Genomic DNA, 16,507 nt, shown 5'->3' with positions numbered 1-16,507 from the left:
GTTGTAGGAGGTTTTGACAATATGGATGGAGTTTTTAAAATGATAGATATTCAGCTTTTAGATATTGACAATGATCAACCAAGGAAATCTATTAGTCTTGTTGAATTAGAAGAGTTAGGTATTTCTATAAAAGAAAATGGAATTTTGCAACCCTTAATTGTTTGTAAAACAAATGAGAGATATAAAATAATAGTAGGAGAAAGAAGGTTTAGGGCTGCTAAACTTGTTCAGATGACAAATATTCCTGTTATCGAGGTTAACATAAAAGAATTTTATAAAGATTTTATGCCTTTGGTTGAAAATATTCAACGAGAAGATTTTACACCTGTTGAGGAAGCCTATGCCTATAAAAATCTAATGAATAAATATTCTTTAACTCAAAAGGATTTATCTGAAAAAATTGGCAAAAGCAGAGCTTATATATCAAATTTAGTTAGAATTTTAGATCTTGAACAAGAAATATTAAATGCAATACATAGGAAAGAAATTTCTTTTGGGCATGCTAAAGTTATTTTATCTTTAAAAGATAAACAAGATAGGTATAATCTTTATTTAATGATACTAAAAAAAAAAATTTCTGTAAGAGATGCAGAAAAATATGTTAGAAATTTTTATAAATCCATAGTAAAAAAAGAGGAATCGGAACAAGATCCCTTTTTAAGCAATATAAAGGAATTTTTATTTGATAAAATCCAAACAAAAATAGATATTAAGGGGAATCAAAATAAAGGAAAAATAGAGATAAAGTATTTTACAGAGGGCGATTTAAGAAGGATTGTTTCCTTTTTTGGTCATATTGGCTAAATCGTTTTTATAATTTAAAGATTGTAAAATATCTTTTCTTAATTTTATGATAGTTTTTATTTTTATGCATTTGTCTCAATACGTAAATTTTAAATCTTGTTTTATTAAAATTGTTTAGTTTTTTAAAAAAATCTTAAGCTTTAAATGAAGAGTAAAGTTTATATTTTTTATTTATGGTTAAATTTAGAAGTAAAAATAATTTAATATTTATTACAAAATGAACAATAAGAATATATATTTTGTATATACTTATTAGCGTAGTTGCAAATTTAGATAGAACTATTTTTAATATGTTTTATTTTTTTCTTTATTTCTGAAATAGAATTAAAAAATAATTTTAAGTTTTCTTTGTTTAATTTGTTTAATTCAATATTTTTTAATTCTGTTATATTTTTTAATATGAAATCTAATATTTCTTTTATCTCATTTTCATATTGTTTATTTTTATTAAGCAGCGATTTGTGTGTATTCTTTAAATTAAAATTTTTTTTATAGATAATTTTAAATTCTTTTAAAGAATTTATTTTGCCATTTAAAACTTCAGTTTTTAAGATAGAAGGGCAAGATTTTTTCGATATTTCATATGATAATGATAATGGTAATTTTTCTATAGTGAGTTGCTTGTCGGAATTTTCGATAAGCAGATTGTATCTTGATATTAAAGCGTAAACTTTGTCTTTTTTAAATCCCATGCTTTTGAACCATTGATAAAAAAGTCCGTTATATTGATTGCTTCCTTTCAATTTGTCTTGAGTCTCTTTAAGTATCTTTCCAATTTTTGTATAAGTATTATTAAAAATATTGAAAATTTCATATTGTTTTTTTTTTAAAAAATCAGAGATATTTTTATCTAGCTTGTTGTAGTCAAAGTTTTTGTTTTCAATCGAAATAATTTCTTTTTTTTCGATATTTTCCGAATTGTTAGAAGATGTTTCTAATTTTTTCCCCATTAGAAACATTAAAGTTTCTAGATTGTCAGACATAGTTATTCCTTGATTTTTTTGATTATTTCTTTTGAGAGTTCTAAGAAATCTTTTGCAGCATTACTTTCTTTGTCATATTCATATACGGGTATTTTTGCTTCTTGAGATTTTGAAATGGCTATATTTTTCCTTATTTTCGTATTTAAAAGTTTTTCTTTAAAAACTTTTTTTAATGAGCTTATATATTTTTCTTTACTTTTGTTTCTTATATCATATTTGTTTATAAAAACACCAGCAATCTCTAAATTTTTATTTAATTGCTTTACAGTATTTATTGTGTCTATTAGCTGATTTATACCTTCAAATGCAAAAAATTCTGTTTCAATTGGTATTAATAAGTAATTGCTTGCAATAAGAGCATTTATAGTTAATATTGAAAGTGTGGGGGGACAGTCAATAATAATAAAATCATATTTATCTTTTTCGTACAGTGTTAATGCATTTTTTAGAAAATTTTCTCTTGAGAGTTCATTGATTAATTCTTTTTCTAATAAAGCTAATTTAATGCTGGATGGAATTATATCTAATGTAAAATGATTTAAAGGTTTAATCTTTATTTTTTTGTTAATAAGTTCATAACTCGAGTTTTCAATTATATGTTCTGATGTGTTTGTGCCACTAGTAGAATTTCCTTGTGAATCAATATCTATTAGAAGAATTTTTTTATTAAGCAGGGTCATTGAATAAGAAATATTAATGGCGCTTGTGGTTTTTCCTACACCCCCTTTTTGATTGATTACAGATATTATTTTCATATAAATTTTCTCTTTTTATTTCTTTTTGTTTTTATATTTTAAAACATAAATGCTAAAAATAATAATGCTTTAAAGTAATTTTTTAAATATTTGATTGTTTAGCATTTGCATTTTTTTTCATTAAGCTTTAAAATTTCTGGAATTAATCCAGTTTCTATGAAAAATTCTGATATTTTTTGTTTATTTTTTGTTTTAAATTTAATTGAGGTGTTTATTTTGTTTGAAAAGTTTGAATCTGTTATTTCTATTTCAAGCTTATTTTTCATTTTTAATAGTGAATTGTATTGATTGTAATTTAAATTTAAATTTAAAATTTCCAATTCCTCTTTTTCTATTATAGCAGTATTTTTAATAACTTCTTTTGCGGATCTGTAATATGCCTTTGTTAATCCTCCCCTGCCAAGCAAGGTACCTCCAAAATATCGCAATGTGATTATTAAGGTATCAGTTAAATTATTATGTATTATGGCATCTAATGTGGGCTTTCCAGCTGTTAAATTAGGTTCTTTGTCATCACTCATTCCATTTAGGAATGAGTTCTTATTTCCAATTCTAAATCCATAAACTACATGCGTAGCATTTTTAAATTTTATTTTGTATTTTTTAATAGTTTTATTTATATCTTCTTTTTTTTCAATATTAAAAATATATGAAACAAAGATAGATTTTTTTATTTCAATTTTAGAATTAGTATTGTTTTTTGGCACAAATATCATATAACGTAAGTATACTATCTTTTTATATATTGCAGTATTTATTATTTATGTATATTATTAATATTGTTTGCTTTTTATCGATTATTGTAAAGCATGTTCCAGAAAAGGGGTAAAAATGATATCAGGCTTGAATCCAACATTAAGGTTATTTAAAGATCATAAAATACTTTATTCTAACATGGAAAGGGGGTTGAAGCCCCTTTTGGAAGTAGATAATTTTATCAATAAGTATATTCAAAATAAAGAAGGACTTGAGATTTATGATAAAGTCGTGGGTAAGGCGGCAGCTATTATTATTTATAATATAGGGCTTCAAAATGTTCAAGCTGGGGTTGTTTCTCAACCGGCAAAGGATTTTTTAGAAAGTAGAGGAATAAAAGTGGCTTATAAGAAATTAGTTGAAAAAATAAATGACAGGGCAGAAAATTTGATTGAAAGCTTAGAAAATCCCGAAGAAGTTTATAAGTATATGATTAAAAGAGGCATTATAGTTAATAATTTATAAAATTATGCAAATTAAAATAATTAAGCTATGTTTGGCTAGCTGTGTGACTTTGAATATACAGTAATAATTAGGGCTATATTGTATATTAATATTATTAAATTTCCCCAATTTAGGTAAAAATTGCTTTTATCATAGTTAAATATCCAAATTCCAGCATAAACTCCTAAAAATCCCCCTATAGAAGATGTAAACATAATTAAATTGGTTTCAATTGTATGTTGCTTAATTTTGTTTTGATTCTCTTTATCAGGCTGTTTTGTAAACTTGCTGTCAATAAAAATCATGGCAAAACCTGCAAGGGTAATGCATAGAAAATAAATTACAAATATTTTTCTAATTAATGCAAACATAAATTCCCCCGTTCTTTTAGCTTTTTAATCATTAATAACTTAATGATATAACTAAATGCAATACAAAACAAGTATTTTGATATACATGTAAAATATAGTTTATAATTTATAACTTATTCTTATATTTAGTGAATAAAAGATTTTGCATTTTGTCATAAAGAAAGATGGTTTTAATATATAGTTTTTATTTTTTTGGAGGAATTAACAGAGCTATGTTATATATTGTTGGTACGCCAATAGGTAATTTAGAAGATATTACTTATAGAGCGGTTAATGTTTTAAAATCGGTAAATGTTATCTTTGCAGAAGATACGAGAGTCACTAGCAAACTTTTGTTTCGATATAAAATTAATCAAAAAATGATTTCTTGTAATGCAGTAACAGAAAATAATAGGGTAAGTTTACTGTTGGATTATTTAGCAAAAGGAGATTCTGTTGCTTTTGTTAGTGATGCCGGCACTCCAGGCCTTAGTGATCCCGGTAGTTTGTTAGTCGCTGCTGTTTTTAGAGAGGGATATAAAGTTTGTCCCATTCCTGGAGCAAGTTCTTTTAATACTATTGTAAGTGTTAATCCTTTTAGAGATAAAGCAGTTCTTTTTGAGGGATTTTTACCCAACAAAGGTCTTAAAAGATTTAAAAGAATTACTGAGTTATATGAAAGGGGTGATGCATTTGTATTGCTTGAATCTGGTCATAGACTTTTAAAGTTGCTTGTTGAAATCTCTTCTGTTAATTTAGATGCGAAGATTCTTATTGGTCGTGAGATGACAAAAATTTATGAAGAATATCGAATTGGCAAGCCTTTAGAATTAAAAAATTATTTTGAATCGAATAAGGAGAAGATTAAAGGAGAATTTACTATTTTGGTCAGCAGAAATCGTTAATAAAAATGTTTTCTATTTAGATTGTCAAAACTTTATTTATTTTCTGGTTTTACCCAATGGATTTATTGTGTTATACTTGAATTTTAATAGGGGTTTTTATGAAAATTTATTTGGCTTCTCCATTTTTTAGTAAAGAGGAAATTAAGCTGCGGGATGAAGTTTTGAAATTTCTTGAACAGTTCAATTTAGATGTATTTTCTCCAGAGCATCATGCTGCCAAAAAGATGGGACTGCTTGAAAAGGTTGATTATAAATTTGCAAATAGAGATATAAGAGAGAAAATCAGGGAAATAGATTTAAAAGAGCTAGTTAGTAGTGATATAATTTTAGCTTTGGTTAATTATGTTGATTCTGGTACAGCTTATGAGAGGGGATTTGCTTTTGCCAAAAAAATACCAAGTATAGATTTTTTCAAGGATAAACAAGATTCTGATTTTTATAATTTAATGTATAGCGATTGCAATGCATCTTTTTCCAATTATGAAGATCTTAAGGAAGGAATTTTGACCATTAAAGAGTTGTGGATTAAGTTTAAAGGAGATAGCGAAAATTTTAGGACTTTCTTTGATTATTTAAAGGCTAAATTAGGTAATAAATTGAAAAAAATTCTTACAACTTTACCTGCTAATGAAAAATGTGGTTGTTAATGCTTTTATCATGGTTTATTAATAAAATTTATTTTTTATGTTTTATTTTTAATAAAATAATAAAAAGGTATTGACAATATGATTCTTCTTTTGTTAAAGTATTAAAGGTTGAAATTATTATTGGAAGATGAGAGAAGGGAAGAGTTAAGTAAGGTTAAAAGCCAAACAAAAAGAATAAACAAAAACTTGTTAATTTTTTTAAATAAAAAATAAGAATAACGAAGAGTTTGATCCTGGCTTAGAACTAACGCTGGCAGTGCGTCTTAAGCATGCAAGTCAAACGGAATGTAGTAATACATTCAGTGGCGAACGGGTGAGTAACGCGTGGATGATCTACCTATGAGATGGGGATAACTACTAGAAATAGTAGCTAATACCGAATAAGGTCAGTTAATTTGTTAACTGATGAAAGGAAGCCTTTAAAGCTTCGCTTGTAGATGAGTCTGCGTCTTATTAGTTAGTTGGTAGGGTAAATGCCTACCAAGGCGATGATAAGTAACCGGCCTGAGAGGGTGAACGGTCACACTGGAACTGAGACACGGTCCAGACTCCTACGGGAGGCAGCAGCTAAGAATCTTCCGCAATGGGCGAAAGCCTGACGGAGCGACACTGCGTGAATGAAGAAGGTCGAAAGATTGTAAAATTCTTTTATAAATGAGGAATAAGCTTTGTAGGAAATGACAAAGTGATGACGTTAATTTATGAATAAGCCCCGGCTAATTACGTGCCAGCAGCCGCGGTAATACGTAAGGGGCGAGCGTTGTTCGGGATTATTGGGCGTAAAGGGTGAGTAGGCGGATATATAAGTCTATGCATAAAATACTACAGCTCAACTGTGGAACTATGTTGGAAACTATATGTCTAGAGTCTGATAGAGGAAGTTAGAATTTCTGGTGTAAGGGTGGAATCTGTTGATATCAGAAAGAATACCGGAGGCGAAGGCGAACTTCTGGGTCAAGACTGACGCTGAGTCACGAAAGCGTAGGGAGCAAACAGGATTAGATACCCTGGTAGTCTACGCTGTAAACGATGCACACTTGGTGTTAACTAAAAGTTAGTACCGAAGCTAACGTGTTAAGTGTGCCGCCTGGGGAGTATGCTCGCAAGAGTGAAACTCAAAGGAATTGACGGGGGCCCGCACAAGCGGTGGAGCATGTGGTTTAATTCGATGATACGCGAGGAACCTTACCAGGGCTTGACATATATAGGATATAGTTAGAGATAATTATTCCCCGTTTGGGGTCTATATACAGGTGCTGCATGGTTGTCGTCAGCTCGTGCTGTGAGGTGTTGGGTTAAGTCCCGCAACGAGCGCAACCCTTGTTATCTGTTGCCAGCATGTAATGGTGGGGACTCAGATAAGACTGCCGGTGATAAGTCGGAGGAAGGTGAGGATGACGTCAAATCATCATGGCCCTTATGTCCTGGGCTACACACGTGCTACAATGGCCTGTACAAAGCGAAGCGAAACAGTGATGTGAAGCAAAACGCATAAAGCAGGTCTCAGTCCGGATTGAAGTCTGAAACTCGACTTCATGAAGTTGGAATCGCTAGTAATCGTATATCAGAATGATACGGTGAATACGTTCTCGGGCCTTGTACACACCGCCCGTCACACCACCCGAGTTGAGGATACCCGAAGCTATTATTCTAACCCGTAAGGGAGGAAGGTATTTAAGGTATGTTTAGTGAGGGGGGTGAAGTCGTAACAAGGTAGCCGTACTGGAAAGTGCGGCTGGATCACCTCCTTTCTAAGAGAAAGATAAATTAAGGCTCATTACATTAACTCTTCTCTACTTTTTTCTTTTGATAAAATATTTTTTGAAACTATGTTTGTTTATATAAGTTTAAGTAGATTTTTTGTTGGCAATATTAAATAATTTTATTAAACCTAAATTTAAATTGATGGGGGGGTTTAGCTCAGTTGGCTAGAGCATCGGCTTTGCAAGCCGAGGGTCAAGGGTTCGAGTCCCTTAACCTCCATTAGACGTATGTCTTAGATTTAAATTGTGCGCGCTATTAATTGAGCTTGTTAAAGATTAAAATAATTATTAGAAGATGAGATTAAAGAGGCCTAAGTAAGGATGAAGGCCGAAAAAAATAAGAATAACGGATATATTAATGCTAATCTAGCAATTAGCATTAATGGTGTATTTTAGGCATGCTAGTTAAGTAGAATACAGTAATATCGAATAAGTTTATTAACTAATGAAAGGAATTCTTTCAATTTTTGCTTATCGTTAGGCTTATGTTATTACTTGACATGGGGAAATATTTATCAAGGTGATGATGAGTAGTTAATTTCAGGTGGTAAACTATCACTCTAAAACTGAGATATGGATAAAATTTCTGAGAGGGAATAGTTTGGCGGATAGTCCAAGAATCTTCCTTAATAGCTGAAAGCTTAACGGTGTAGCGCTATTTGAATTGGAAGATCGAAAAGATATTGTAAGATTTTTTTGTTAATAAGAAATAGGTTTTGCGGTGGGAAATGACAAAGTGATGATGTTAATTTATGAATAAGTCCCGGTTAATTACGTGCCAGTAGTCGTGGCAATACGTAAAGAGTGAGCGTTGTTTAAAGAACTACACAGAATCAATATTATGTAATATTGCAATTGAAAAGTACTTTATTTTTATACTTATGGCTTAAAAACTACGTTTTAACATCTACATCAATAATACATTGGGACCAGGATGAGTTGAACATCCGACCTCAGGTTTATCAGACCTGCGCTCTAACCACCTGAGCTATGATCCCTTAATCACACTAATTCTTTACAAATTTTATTTAAATCTTTTGGCTTTGTCAATATCTCTTATATCTTTTTAAGATGCAAAAGATGTATATATTGTTTATAATTTTTCATATATTTATCAATGCTTGCTATATTTAATTTTAAATTTTTTCGTTGGTAGTATACTCTTTCATATTGTATTTGTTTTTTTAACAATATAATACTATTATTTTGCTTTAAAATTGATTTTATGGATCGATATTTTTTTTTACAAGATGCTATTACTGTAGCAAAATTATTGCTTGGCAATCTGTTGGTCAGGAGGATTCAGGAGAAGAAAATAGTTACCAGAATTGTTGAAACGGAAGCTTATATGGGAATAACAGACAGTGCTTGTCATTCTTATAAGGGCAAGAGAACAAATCGGACAAATGCTATGTATAGCATAGGGGGATATTCTTATGTTTATATAATATATGGCATGCATCATATGTTTAACATTGTTACTGCGGAAAGAGATAATCCCCAAGCTGTTTTAATTAGAAGTGTAGAGCCTATTTTCCCATTATTGGGAGAAAAAAATATTCTTACTAATGGTCCTGGCAAACTTACAAAATTTTTAAATATTGATTTAGCCTTTAATGAAGTTGATCTTATTGGGAATAATGAGCTTTTTTTACAAAGAGGCTTGAATTTGGATTTTAATATAGTTTGTTCGAAAAGAATAAATATTAATTATGCACAAGAGAGTGATATAAACAAACTCTGGAGATTTTATATTAAAGATAATAAATTTGTATCAAGGTGTTGATTTTAGCTTAAATAAAGTTTTTAAGAAATATATTATTATTTAATTTAATTCTTTTATACTTAAGAATAATTTATTGGGAATAAATTATTTGTGATATTATGTCTTACAAGAGAGATTTATATATGAATTCTAACTATAAAAGATATAAAATGTTGGTTTTTGACCTTGATGGTACTTTGTTGAATAATAGCCACGAGATTACCTTTTTAACTCTTGAAGTTCTTTTGACTTTAGAGAAAGATTTTAAAATAATTGTTGCAACTGGCAGAAGGTTAATTGAAGTTAGAAATGTCAGAGATCAATTAAAAGAAATTAATTTTAATGAAAACTATCTTGTAACGGCAAATGGTGCTGAAGTGTTTTTGCAAGAAAATTTAATTTTTAGACATGCAATGAGTTATGGCTTGGTAAAAGAAATTCTTCAGATACATACAGATAATGTTGATGTTAATCTTTATACTTTTGATACTTGGTATTCTAATGCAGATGTTAAAAGTCCTATTATGAATCATTTTATTAGGGATTTGGGTTTAAATGTTATCATTGGAGATTTAGCTAAATTAGGCGTTGATTCTGTTTCTAAGATTGTTTATTATTGTGATGATTTGGCAATTCTTAATAAACTTAACAATGAAATTAGGAGTAAAAATTTTCAGGACATAAGGGTGTTTTTTTCTTCTAAAGATTTATTAGAGGTTACCAATATTAATGCTGATAAATACAATGCTATTAAGAATATTGCTTTTCTTGAAGGCATTCCCCTTTGTGATGTTTTAGCCTTTGGAGATAATAATAATGATTATGAGATGCTTAAAAATCTTGGCAAAGGGGTTTTAATGAAAAATGCCAATGAATTTCTTAAAGCGAATTTAGTAGATAATGAAATAACAAGATTTAATAATAATGAGGATGGTGTTGCTAGGTTTTTAATTGATTTTTTTGATCTTGATATTAAATATGAATAATTTTTATTTGAATTTTTAATAATTTAATTAATTTTTATAAGAATCTTCTATTTAAAATGTAAATTTATTTATTAAAATATTGAGATAAGTATTGACACGGATTAAACAAAGGTATATTATTTTATGTTGTATAAACAAATTGGCAAAATAGAGACGGAAGATAAAAATATGGTCAAAGTAATAAGAGTCTATGGTGGATGCCTAGGAGCTTTAAGGCGAAGAAGGTCGTGGTAAGCTGCGAAAAGCTTGGGGGAGAAGCAAACATTTATTGATCCCAAGATTACCGAATGGAGTAATCCAGCTAGCAAGATGCTAGTTATCTATTATTTAAATAATAGAGGCGATACCAGGGGAAGTGAACCATCTAAGTACCCTGAGGAAAAGAAATCAAAGAGATTCCCTTAGTAGTGGCGAGCGAAAAGGGAGTAGCCTAAACTTTAAATGTGCCAAGTTGCAGAGCGTTGCATTTAGAGGGTTGTAGGACGTTTAAGCTTAGTCTGTGATAAGCAAAAAAGTTACAAAATATTTATATAGAAGAATAATCTGGAAAGTTTAACCAAAGAAGGTGATAGTCCTGTAATTTAAATGTAAATATCTTTTTAAAATGTTCCTGAGTAGGACGAGGCACGAGAAACCTTGTTTGAAGCTGGGGAGACCACTCTCCAAGGCTAAATACTAAAAAGCTACCGATAGAGAAGAGTACCGTGAGGGAAAGGTGAAAAGAACCCCGGGAGGGGAGTGAAATAGAACTGAAACCGTAGACTTACAAGCAGTCAAAGCCGCGATTTATTGCGGTGATGGCGTGCCTTTTGCATAATGAACCTGCGAGTTATCATGTCTAGCAAGATTAAAGCATAGAAGTGCTGGAGTCGAAGCGAAAGCGAGTCTTAAAAGGGCGATTTAGTTAGATGTGGTAGACCCGAAGCCGAGTGATCTATTTATGGCCAGGCTGAAGCTTGGGTAAAACCAAGTGGAGGGCCGAACTCTAGTCTGTTTAAAAAGGCAGGGATGAGCTGTGAATAGGAGTGAAAGGCTAAACAAACTCGGAGATAGCTGGTTCTCCCCGAAATGGATTTAAGTTCAGCCTTATTTTAGTTTAATAGAGGTAGAGCACTAATTGAGCTAGGGCCTGTCAAAGGGTACCAAACTCAGTTAAACTCCGAATGCTATTAAATGATGAATAGGAGTGAGACTATGGGCGATAAGGTTCATAGTCGAGAGGGAAACAACCCAGACCAACAGCTAAGGTCTCAAAAATGTGTTAAGTGGAAAAGGAGGTTTAGGTACGTAAACAGCCAGGAGGTTGGCTTAGAAGCAGCCATACCTTTAAAGAGTGCGTAATAGCTCACTGGTCGAGTACTTAAGCGCCGATAATGTAACGGGGCTAAACACATTACCGAAGCTTTGGATCTTGACGAAAGTTAAGATGGTAGGGGAGCGTTCTGTAAGCCAGAGAAGTTAAACTGGAAAGTTTGATGGAGGTATCAGAAGTGAGAATGCAGGTATGAGTAACGAAAAAATGGGTGAGATCCCCATTCGCCGAAAACCTAAGGTTTCCTGGGTAAAGGTCGTCTTCCCAGGGTTAGTCGGCCCCTAAGGCAAAGCTGAAAAGTGTAGTCGATGGGAAACGGGTTAATATTCCCGTACCTCTTATAGTTTCGATGGAGTGACGCATGAGGTTAACTACTGCTAGGCGATGGTTGTCCTAGTTTAAGCATTAAGGTGATGATCTTAATAGGAAAATCCGTTAAGAGAGCTAAGATGTGATGATGAGTGTTATTTAGGTAACATGAAATGTAGGTAGTCAAGGTGCCAAGAAATAACTTCTAAGGTTAGGCTATAAGGGACCGTACCGCAAACCGACACAGGTAGGTGGGATGAAAATTCTAAGGCGCGCGAGAGAATCCACGTTAAGGAACTCTGCAAAATACGTACGTAACTTCGGGATAAGTACGACCTAAGCAATTAGGTAGCATAAAAATGGTCCAAACGACTGTTTACCAAAAACACAGGTCTCTGCAAATCTGTAAGGAGAAGTATAGGGACTGACACCTGCCCGGTGCTGGAAGGTTAAGAGGAGATGTTAGTTTATTCGAAGCATTGAATTCAAGCCCCAGTAAACGGCGGCCGTAACTATAACGGTCCTAAGGTAGCGAAATTCCTTGTCGGGTAAGTTCCGACCCGCACGAATGGTGTAACGATTTGGACGCTGTCTCAACGTGGAGCTCGGTGAAATTGAAGTATCGGTGAAGATGCCGATTACTTGTGGTTAGACGGAAAGACCCCGTGAACCTTTACTATAGCTTGGTATTGAGATTTGATTAAATATGTGTAGGATAGGTGGGAGACTTTGAAGCTATCTCGTCAGGGGTAGTGGAGTCAACCTTGAAATACCACCCTTGTTTAATTAGATTTCTAACTTATAGAAATATGAGGAGAGTGCCAGGTGGGTAGTTTGACTGGGGCGGTCGCCTCCTAAAGAGTAACGGAGGTGCGCAAAGGTTACCTTAGAGTGGTTGGAAATCACTCTGTAAGTGTAAAGGCATAAGGTAGCTTAACTGTAAGACTGACAAGTCGAACAGATACGAAAGTAGGTCTTAGTGATCTGGCGGTGGCAAGTGGAAGCGCCGTCACTTAACGAATAAAAGGTACTCCGGGGATAACAGGCTTATCCTTCCCAAGAGTTCACATCGACGGAAGGGTTTGGCACCTCGATGTCGGCTCATCGCATCCTAGGGCTGGAGCAGGTCCTAAGGGTATGGCTGTTCGCCATTTAAAGCGGTACGCGAGCTGGGTTCAGAACGTCGTGAGACAGTTTGGTCCCTATCTGCCACAAGCGTTGGATATTTGAGAGGAGCTATCTTTAGTACGAGAGGACCGAGATGGACGAACCTCTAGTGTACCAGTTATCCTGCCAAGGGTAAGTGCTGGGTAGCTACGTTCGGAAAGGATAACCGCTGAAAGCATCTAAGTGGGAAGCCTTCCTCAAGATGAGATATCCTTTAAGGGTCCTGGAAGAATACCAGGTTGATAGGTTAGAAGTGTAAGTATAGTAATATATTAAGCTGACTAATACTAATTACCCGTCTCTTTGACCATATTTTTGTCTTCCTTATAAAAACCCTGGTGGTTAAAGAAAAGAGGAAACACCTGTTATCATTCCGAACACAGAAGTTAAGCTCTTATTCGCTGATGGTACTGCGAGTTCGCGGGAGAGTAAGTTATTGCCAGGGTTTTTTTATACTTTAAGTTTTGAATTTATTTTTTATGGTATTTAAATACTTATAATTTAAATACCATAAAAAATAAATTAGATATTGACACGGATTAAACAAAGATATATATTATTTTATGTTGTATAAACAAATTGGCAAAATAGAGACGGAAGATAAAAATATGGTCAAAGTAATAAGAGTCTATGGTGGATGCCTAGGAGCTTTAAGGCGAAGAAGGTCGTGGTAAGCTGCGAAAAGCTTGGGGGAGGAGCAAACATTTATTGATCCCAAGATTACCGAATGGAGTAATCCAGCTAGCAAGATGCTAGTTATCTATTATTTTAATAATAGAGGCGATACCAGGGGAAGTGAACCATCTAAGTACCCTGAGGAAAAGAAATCAAAGAGATTCCCTTAGTAGTGGCGAGCGAAAAGGGAGTAGCCTAAACTTTAAATGTGCCAAGCTGCAGAGCGTTGCATTTAGAGGGTTGTAGGACGTTTAAGCTTAGTCTGTGATAAGCAAAAAAGTTACAAAATATTTATATAGAAGAATAATCTGGAAAGTTTAACCAAAGAAGGTGATAGTCCTGTAATTTAAATGTAAATATCTTTTTAAAATGTTCCTGAGTAGGACGAGGCACGAGAAACCTTGTTTGAAGCTGGGGAGACCACTCTCCAAGGCTAAATACTAAAAAGCTACCGATAGAGAAGAGTACCGTGAGGGAAAGGTGAAAAGAACCCCGGGAGGGGAGTGAAATAGAACTGAAACCGTAGACTTACAAGCAGTCAAAGCCGCGATTTATTGCGGTGATGGCGTGCCTTTTGCATAATGAACCTGCGAGTTATCATGTCTAGCAAGATTAAAGCATAGAAGTGCTGGAGTCGAAGCGAAAGCGAGTCTTAAAAGGGCGATTTAGTTAGATGTGGTAGACCCGAAGCCGAGTGATCTATTTATGGCCAGGCTGAAGCTTGGGTAAAACCAAGTGGAGGGCCGAACTCTAGTCTGTTAAAAAAGGCAGGGATGAGCTGTGAATAGGAGTGAAAGGCTAAACAAACTCGGAGATAGCTGGTTCTCCCCGAAATGGATTTAAGTTCAGCCTTATTTTAGTTTAATAGAGGTAGAGCACTAATTGAGCTAGGGCCTGTCAAAGGGTACCAAACTCAGTTAAACTCCGAATGCTATTAAATGATGAATAGGAGTGAGACTATGGGCGATAAGGTTCATAGTCGAGAGGGAAACAACCCAGACCAACAGCTAAGGTCTCAAAAATGTGTTAAGTGGAAAAGGAGGTTTAGGTACGTAAACAGCCAGGAGGTTGGCTTAGAAGCAGCCATACCTTTAAAGAGTGCGTAATAGCTCACTGGTCGAGTACTTAAGCGCCGATAATGTAACGGGGCTAAACACATTACCGAAGCTTTGGATCTTGACGAAAGTTAAGATGGTAGGGGAGCGTTCTGTAAGCCAGAGAAGTTAAACTGGAAAGTTTGATGGAGGTATCAGAAGTGAGAATGCAGGTATGAGTAACGAAAAAATGGGTGAGATCCCCATTCGCCGAAAACCTAAGGTTTCCTGGGTAAAGGTCGTCTTCCCAGGGTTAGTCGGCCCCTAAGGCAAAGCTGAAAAGTGTAGTCGATGGGAAACGGGTTAATATTCCCGTACCTCTTATAGTTTCGATGGAGTGACGCATGAGGTTAACTACTGCTAGGCGATGGTTGTCCTAGTTTAAGCATTAAGGTGATGATCTTAATAGGAAAATCCGTTAAGAGAGCTAAGATGTGATGATGAGTGTTATTTAGGTAACATGAAATGTAGGTAGTCAAGGTGCCAAGAAATAACTTCTAAGGTTAGGCTATAAGGGACCGTACCGCAAACCGACACAGGTAGGTGGGATGAAAATTCTAAGGCGCGCGAGAGAATCCACGTTAAGGAACTCTGCAAAATACGTACGTAACTTCGGGATAAGTACGACCTAAGCAATTAGGTAGCATAAAAATGGTCCAAACGACTGTTTACCAAAAACACAGGTCTCTGCAAATCTGTAAGGAGAAGTATAGGGACTGACACCTGCCCGGTGCTGGAAGGTTAAGAGGAGATGTTAGTTTATTCGAAGCATTGAATTCAAGCCCCAGTAAACGGCGGCCGTAACTATAACGGTCCTAAGGTAGCGAAATTCCTTGTCGGGTAAGTTCCGACCCGCACGAATGGTGTAACGATTTGGACGCTGTCTCAACGTGGAGCTCGGTGAAATTGAAGTATCGGTGAAGATGCCGATTACTTGTGGTTAGACGGAAAGACCCCGTGAACCTTTACTATAGCTTGGTATTGAGATTTGATTAAATATGTGTAGGATAGGTGGGAGACTTTGAAGCTATCTCGCCAGGGGTAGTGGAGTCAACCTTGAAATACCACCCTTGTTTAATTAGATTTCTAACTTATAGAAATATGAGGAGAGTGCCAGGTGGGTAGTTTGACTGGGGCGGTCGCCTCCTAAAGAGTAACGGAGGTGCGCAAAGGTTACCTTAGAGTGGTTGGAAATCACTCTGTAAGTGTAAAGGCATAAGGTAGCTTAACTGTAAGACTGACAAGTCGAACAGATACGAAAGTAGGTCTTAGTGATCTGGCGGTGGCAAGTGGAAGCGCCGTCACTTAACGAATAAAAGGTACTCCGGGGATAACAGGCTTATCCTTCCCAAGAGTTCACATCGACGGAAGGGTTTGGCACCTCGATGTCGGCTCATCGCATCCTAGGGCTGGAGCAGGTCCTAAGGGTATGGCTGTTCGCCATTTAAAGCGGTACGCGAGCTGGGTTCAGAACGTCGTGAGACAGTTTGGTCCCTATCTGCCACAAGCGTTGGATATTTGAGAGGAGCTATCTTTAGTACGAGAGGACCGAGATGGACGAACCTCTAGTGTACCAGTTATCCTGCCAAGGGTAAGTGCTGGGTAGCTACGTTCGGAAAGGATAACCGCTGAAAGCATCTAAGTGGGAAGCCTTCCTCAAGATGAGATATCCTTTAAGGGTCCTGGAAGAATACCAGGTTGATAGGTTAGAAGTGTAAGTATAGTAATATATTAAGCTGACTAATACTAATTACCCGTCTCTTTGACCATATTTTTGTCTTCCTTATAAAAA

10 protein-coding genes, 2 tRNA genes and 4 rRNA genes are annotated in these 16,507 nt (G+C 34.4%); 11 read left to right on the top strand and 5 right to left on the bottom strand.

Features of this window, described 5'->3' with window-relative positions; all coding sequences use genetic code 11:
- The first annotated feature begins 21 nt into the window (after positions 1 to 21).
- Positions 22 to 804, top strand: a complete 783-nt coding sequence (locus tag DB723_RS02150) for a ParB/RepB/Spo0J family partition protein (protein WP_151552163.1) — start codon at positions 22 to 24, stop codon at positions 802 to 804.
- A 269-nt stretch (positions 805 to 1,073) separates the two neighbouring features.
- On the opposite strand, the gene DB723_RS02145 is transcribed toward DB723_RS02150, so the two are convergent.
- From DB723_RS02145 to DB723_RS02135, 3 genes are all read right to left on the bottom strand, one after another.
- A complete protein-coding gene (locus DB723_RS02145) occupies positions 1,074 to 1,787 on the bottom strand; it encodes a hypothetical protein (RefSeq protein ID WP_151552161.1) in 714 nt (237 codons plus the stop codon).
- 2 nt (positions 1,788 to 1,789) lie between these two features.
- Positions 1,790 to 2,542 (bottom strand): ParA family protein, encoded by a 753-nt coding sequence (locus DB723_RS02140; protein WP_151552159.1) that lies wholly within the window; start codon positions 2,540 to 2,542, stop codon positions 1,790 to 1,792.
- Between the two features lie 98 nt (positions 2,543 to 2,640).
- Entirely contained in the window at positions 2,641 to 3,258 is a 618-nt protein-coding gene (locus DB723_RS02135) for a YigZ family protein (RefSeq protein WP_151552157.1), read from the bottom strand.
- A gap of 115 nt (positions 3,259 to 3,373) precedes the next feature.
- Between DB723_RS02135 and DB723_RS02130 the strand changes: the two genes are divergently transcribed.
- The gene (locus tag DB723_RS02130) at positions 3,374 to 3,763 is read left to right on the top strand and encodes a DUF1893 domain-containing protein (RefSeq protein ID WP_004789512.1); all 390 of its coding nucleotides are present in this window, start codon (positions 3,374 to 3,376) and stop codon (positions 3,761 to 3,763) included.
- Positions 3,764 to 3,798: 35 nt separating this feature from the next.
- Here DB723_RS02130 and DB723_RS02125 read toward each other — a convergent pair whose 3' ends face one another.
- Positions 3,799 to 4,113: a hypothetical protein gene (locus tag DB723_RS02125; protein ID WP_151552155.1), complete on the bottom strand. Its 315-nt coding sequence runs from the start codon at positions 4,111 to 4,113 to the stop codon at positions 3,799 to 3,801.
- Between the two features lie 212 nt (positions 4,114 to 4,325).
- On the opposite strand from DB723_RS02125, the gene rsmI reads away from it, so the two are divergent.
- From rsmI to DB723_RS02105, 4 genes are all read left to right on the top strand, one after another.
- Positions 4,326 to 4,997, top strand: a complete 672-nt coding sequence (gene rsmI / locus DB723_RS02120) for a 16S rRNA (cytidine(1402)-2'-O)-methyltransferase (protein ID WP_188093261.1) — start codon at positions 4,326 to 4,328, stop codon at positions 4,995 to 4,997.
- 98 nt (positions 4,998 to 5,095) lie between these two features.
- A complete protein-coding gene (locus DB723_RS02115; protein ID WP_151552151.1) occupies positions 5,096 to 5,644 on the top strand; it encodes a nucleoside 2-deoxyribosyltransferase in 549 nt (182 codons plus the stop codon).
- Between the two features lie 215 nt (positions 5,645 to 5,859).
- A 16S ribosomal RNA gene (locus DB723_RS02110) occupies positions 5,860 to 7,395 on the top strand.
- 158 nt (positions 7,396 to 7,553) lie between these two features.
- Positions 7,554 to 7,627: transfer RNA gene (locus DB723_RS02105), tRNA-Ala, on the top strand.
- 704 nt (positions 7,628 to 8,331) lie between these two features.
- On the opposite strand, the gene DB723_RS02100 is transcribed toward DB723_RS02105, so the two are convergent.
- Positions 8,332 to 8,405 (bottom strand) — tRNA-Ile (locus DB723_RS02100).
- 227 nt (positions 8,406 to 8,632) lie between these two features.
- On the opposite strand from DB723_RS02100, the gene DB723_RS02095 reads away from it, so the two are divergent.
- From DB723_RS02095 to DB723_RS02075, 5 genes are all read left to right on the top strand, one after another.
- Positions 8,633 to 9,193: a DNA-3-methyladenine glycosylase gene (locus DB723_RS02095; RefSeq protein ID WP_151552149.1), complete on the top strand. Its 561-nt coding sequence runs from the start codon at positions 8,633 to 8,635 to the stop codon at positions 9,191 to 9,193.
- A gap of 122 nt (positions 9,194 to 9,315) precedes the next feature.
- The gene (locus tag DB723_RS02090) at positions 9,316 to 10,158 is read left to right on the top strand and encodes a Cof-type HAD-IIB family hydrolase (protein WP_151552148.1); all 843 of its coding nucleotides are present in this window, start codon (positions 9,316 to 9,318) and stop codon (positions 10,156 to 10,158) included.
- 170 nt (positions 10,159 to 10,328) lie between these two features.
- Positions 10,329 to 13,257 (top strand): 23S ribosomal RNA (locus DB723_RS02085).
- A 23-nt stretch (positions 13,258 to 13,280) separates the two neighbouring features.
- A 5S ribosomal RNA gene (gene rrf, locus DB723_RS02080) occupies positions 13,281 to 13,391 on the top strand.
- A 165-nt stretch (positions 13,392 to 13,556) separates the two neighbouring features.
- A 23S ribosomal RNA gene (locus tag DB723_RS02075) occupies positions 13,557 to 16,485 on the top strand.
- Positions 16,486 to 16,507 lie beyond the last annotated feature (22 nt).

This window comes from Borrelia maritima (assembly GCF_008931845.1).
GTDB lineage: Bacteria > Spirochaetota > Spirochaetia > Borreliales > Borreliaceae > Borreliella > Borreliella maritima.
This window is presented reverse-complemented; position numbering and strand designations above follow the sequence as displayed.

Coding starts and splice junctions, on each gene's coding strand:
- DB723_RS02150 (WP_151552163.1), top strand. CDS start 22: ATGGATGGAGTTTTTAAAATGATAGATATTCAGCTTTTAGATATTGAC.
- DB723_RS02145 (WP_151552161.1), bottom strand. CDS start 1,787: ATGTCTGACAATCTAGAAACTTTAATGTTTCTAATGGGGAAAAAATTA.
- DB723_RS02140 (WP_151552159.1), bottom strand. CDS start 2,542: ATGAAAATAATATCTGTAATCAATCAAAAAGGGGGTGTAGGAAAAACC.
- DB723_RS02135 (WP_151552157.1), bottom strand. CDS start 3,258: ATGATATTTGTGCCAAAAAACAATACTAATTCTAAAATTGAAATAAAA.
- DB723_RS02130 (WP_004789512.1), top strand. CDS start 3,374: ATGATATCAGGCTTGAATCCAACATTAAGGTTATTTAAAGATCATAAA.
- DB723_RS02125 (WP_151552155.1), bottom strand. CDS start 4,113: ATGTTTGCATTAATTAGAAAAATATTTGTAATTTATTTTCTATGCATT.
- rsmI (WP_188093261.1), top strand. CDS start 4,326: ATGTTATATATTGTTGGTACGCCAATAGGTAATTTAGAAGATATTACT.
- DB723_RS02115 (WP_151552151.1), top strand. CDS start 5,096: ATGAAAATTTATTTGGCTTCTCCATTTTTTAGTAAAGAGGAAATTAAG.
- DB723_RS02095 (WP_151552149.1), top strand. CDS start 8,633: ATGGATCGATATTTTTTTTTACAAGATGCTATTACTGTAGCAAAATTA.
- DB723_RS02090 (WP_151552148.1), top strand. CDS start 9,316: ATGAATTCTAACTATAAAAGATATAAAATGTTGGTTTTTGACCTTGAT.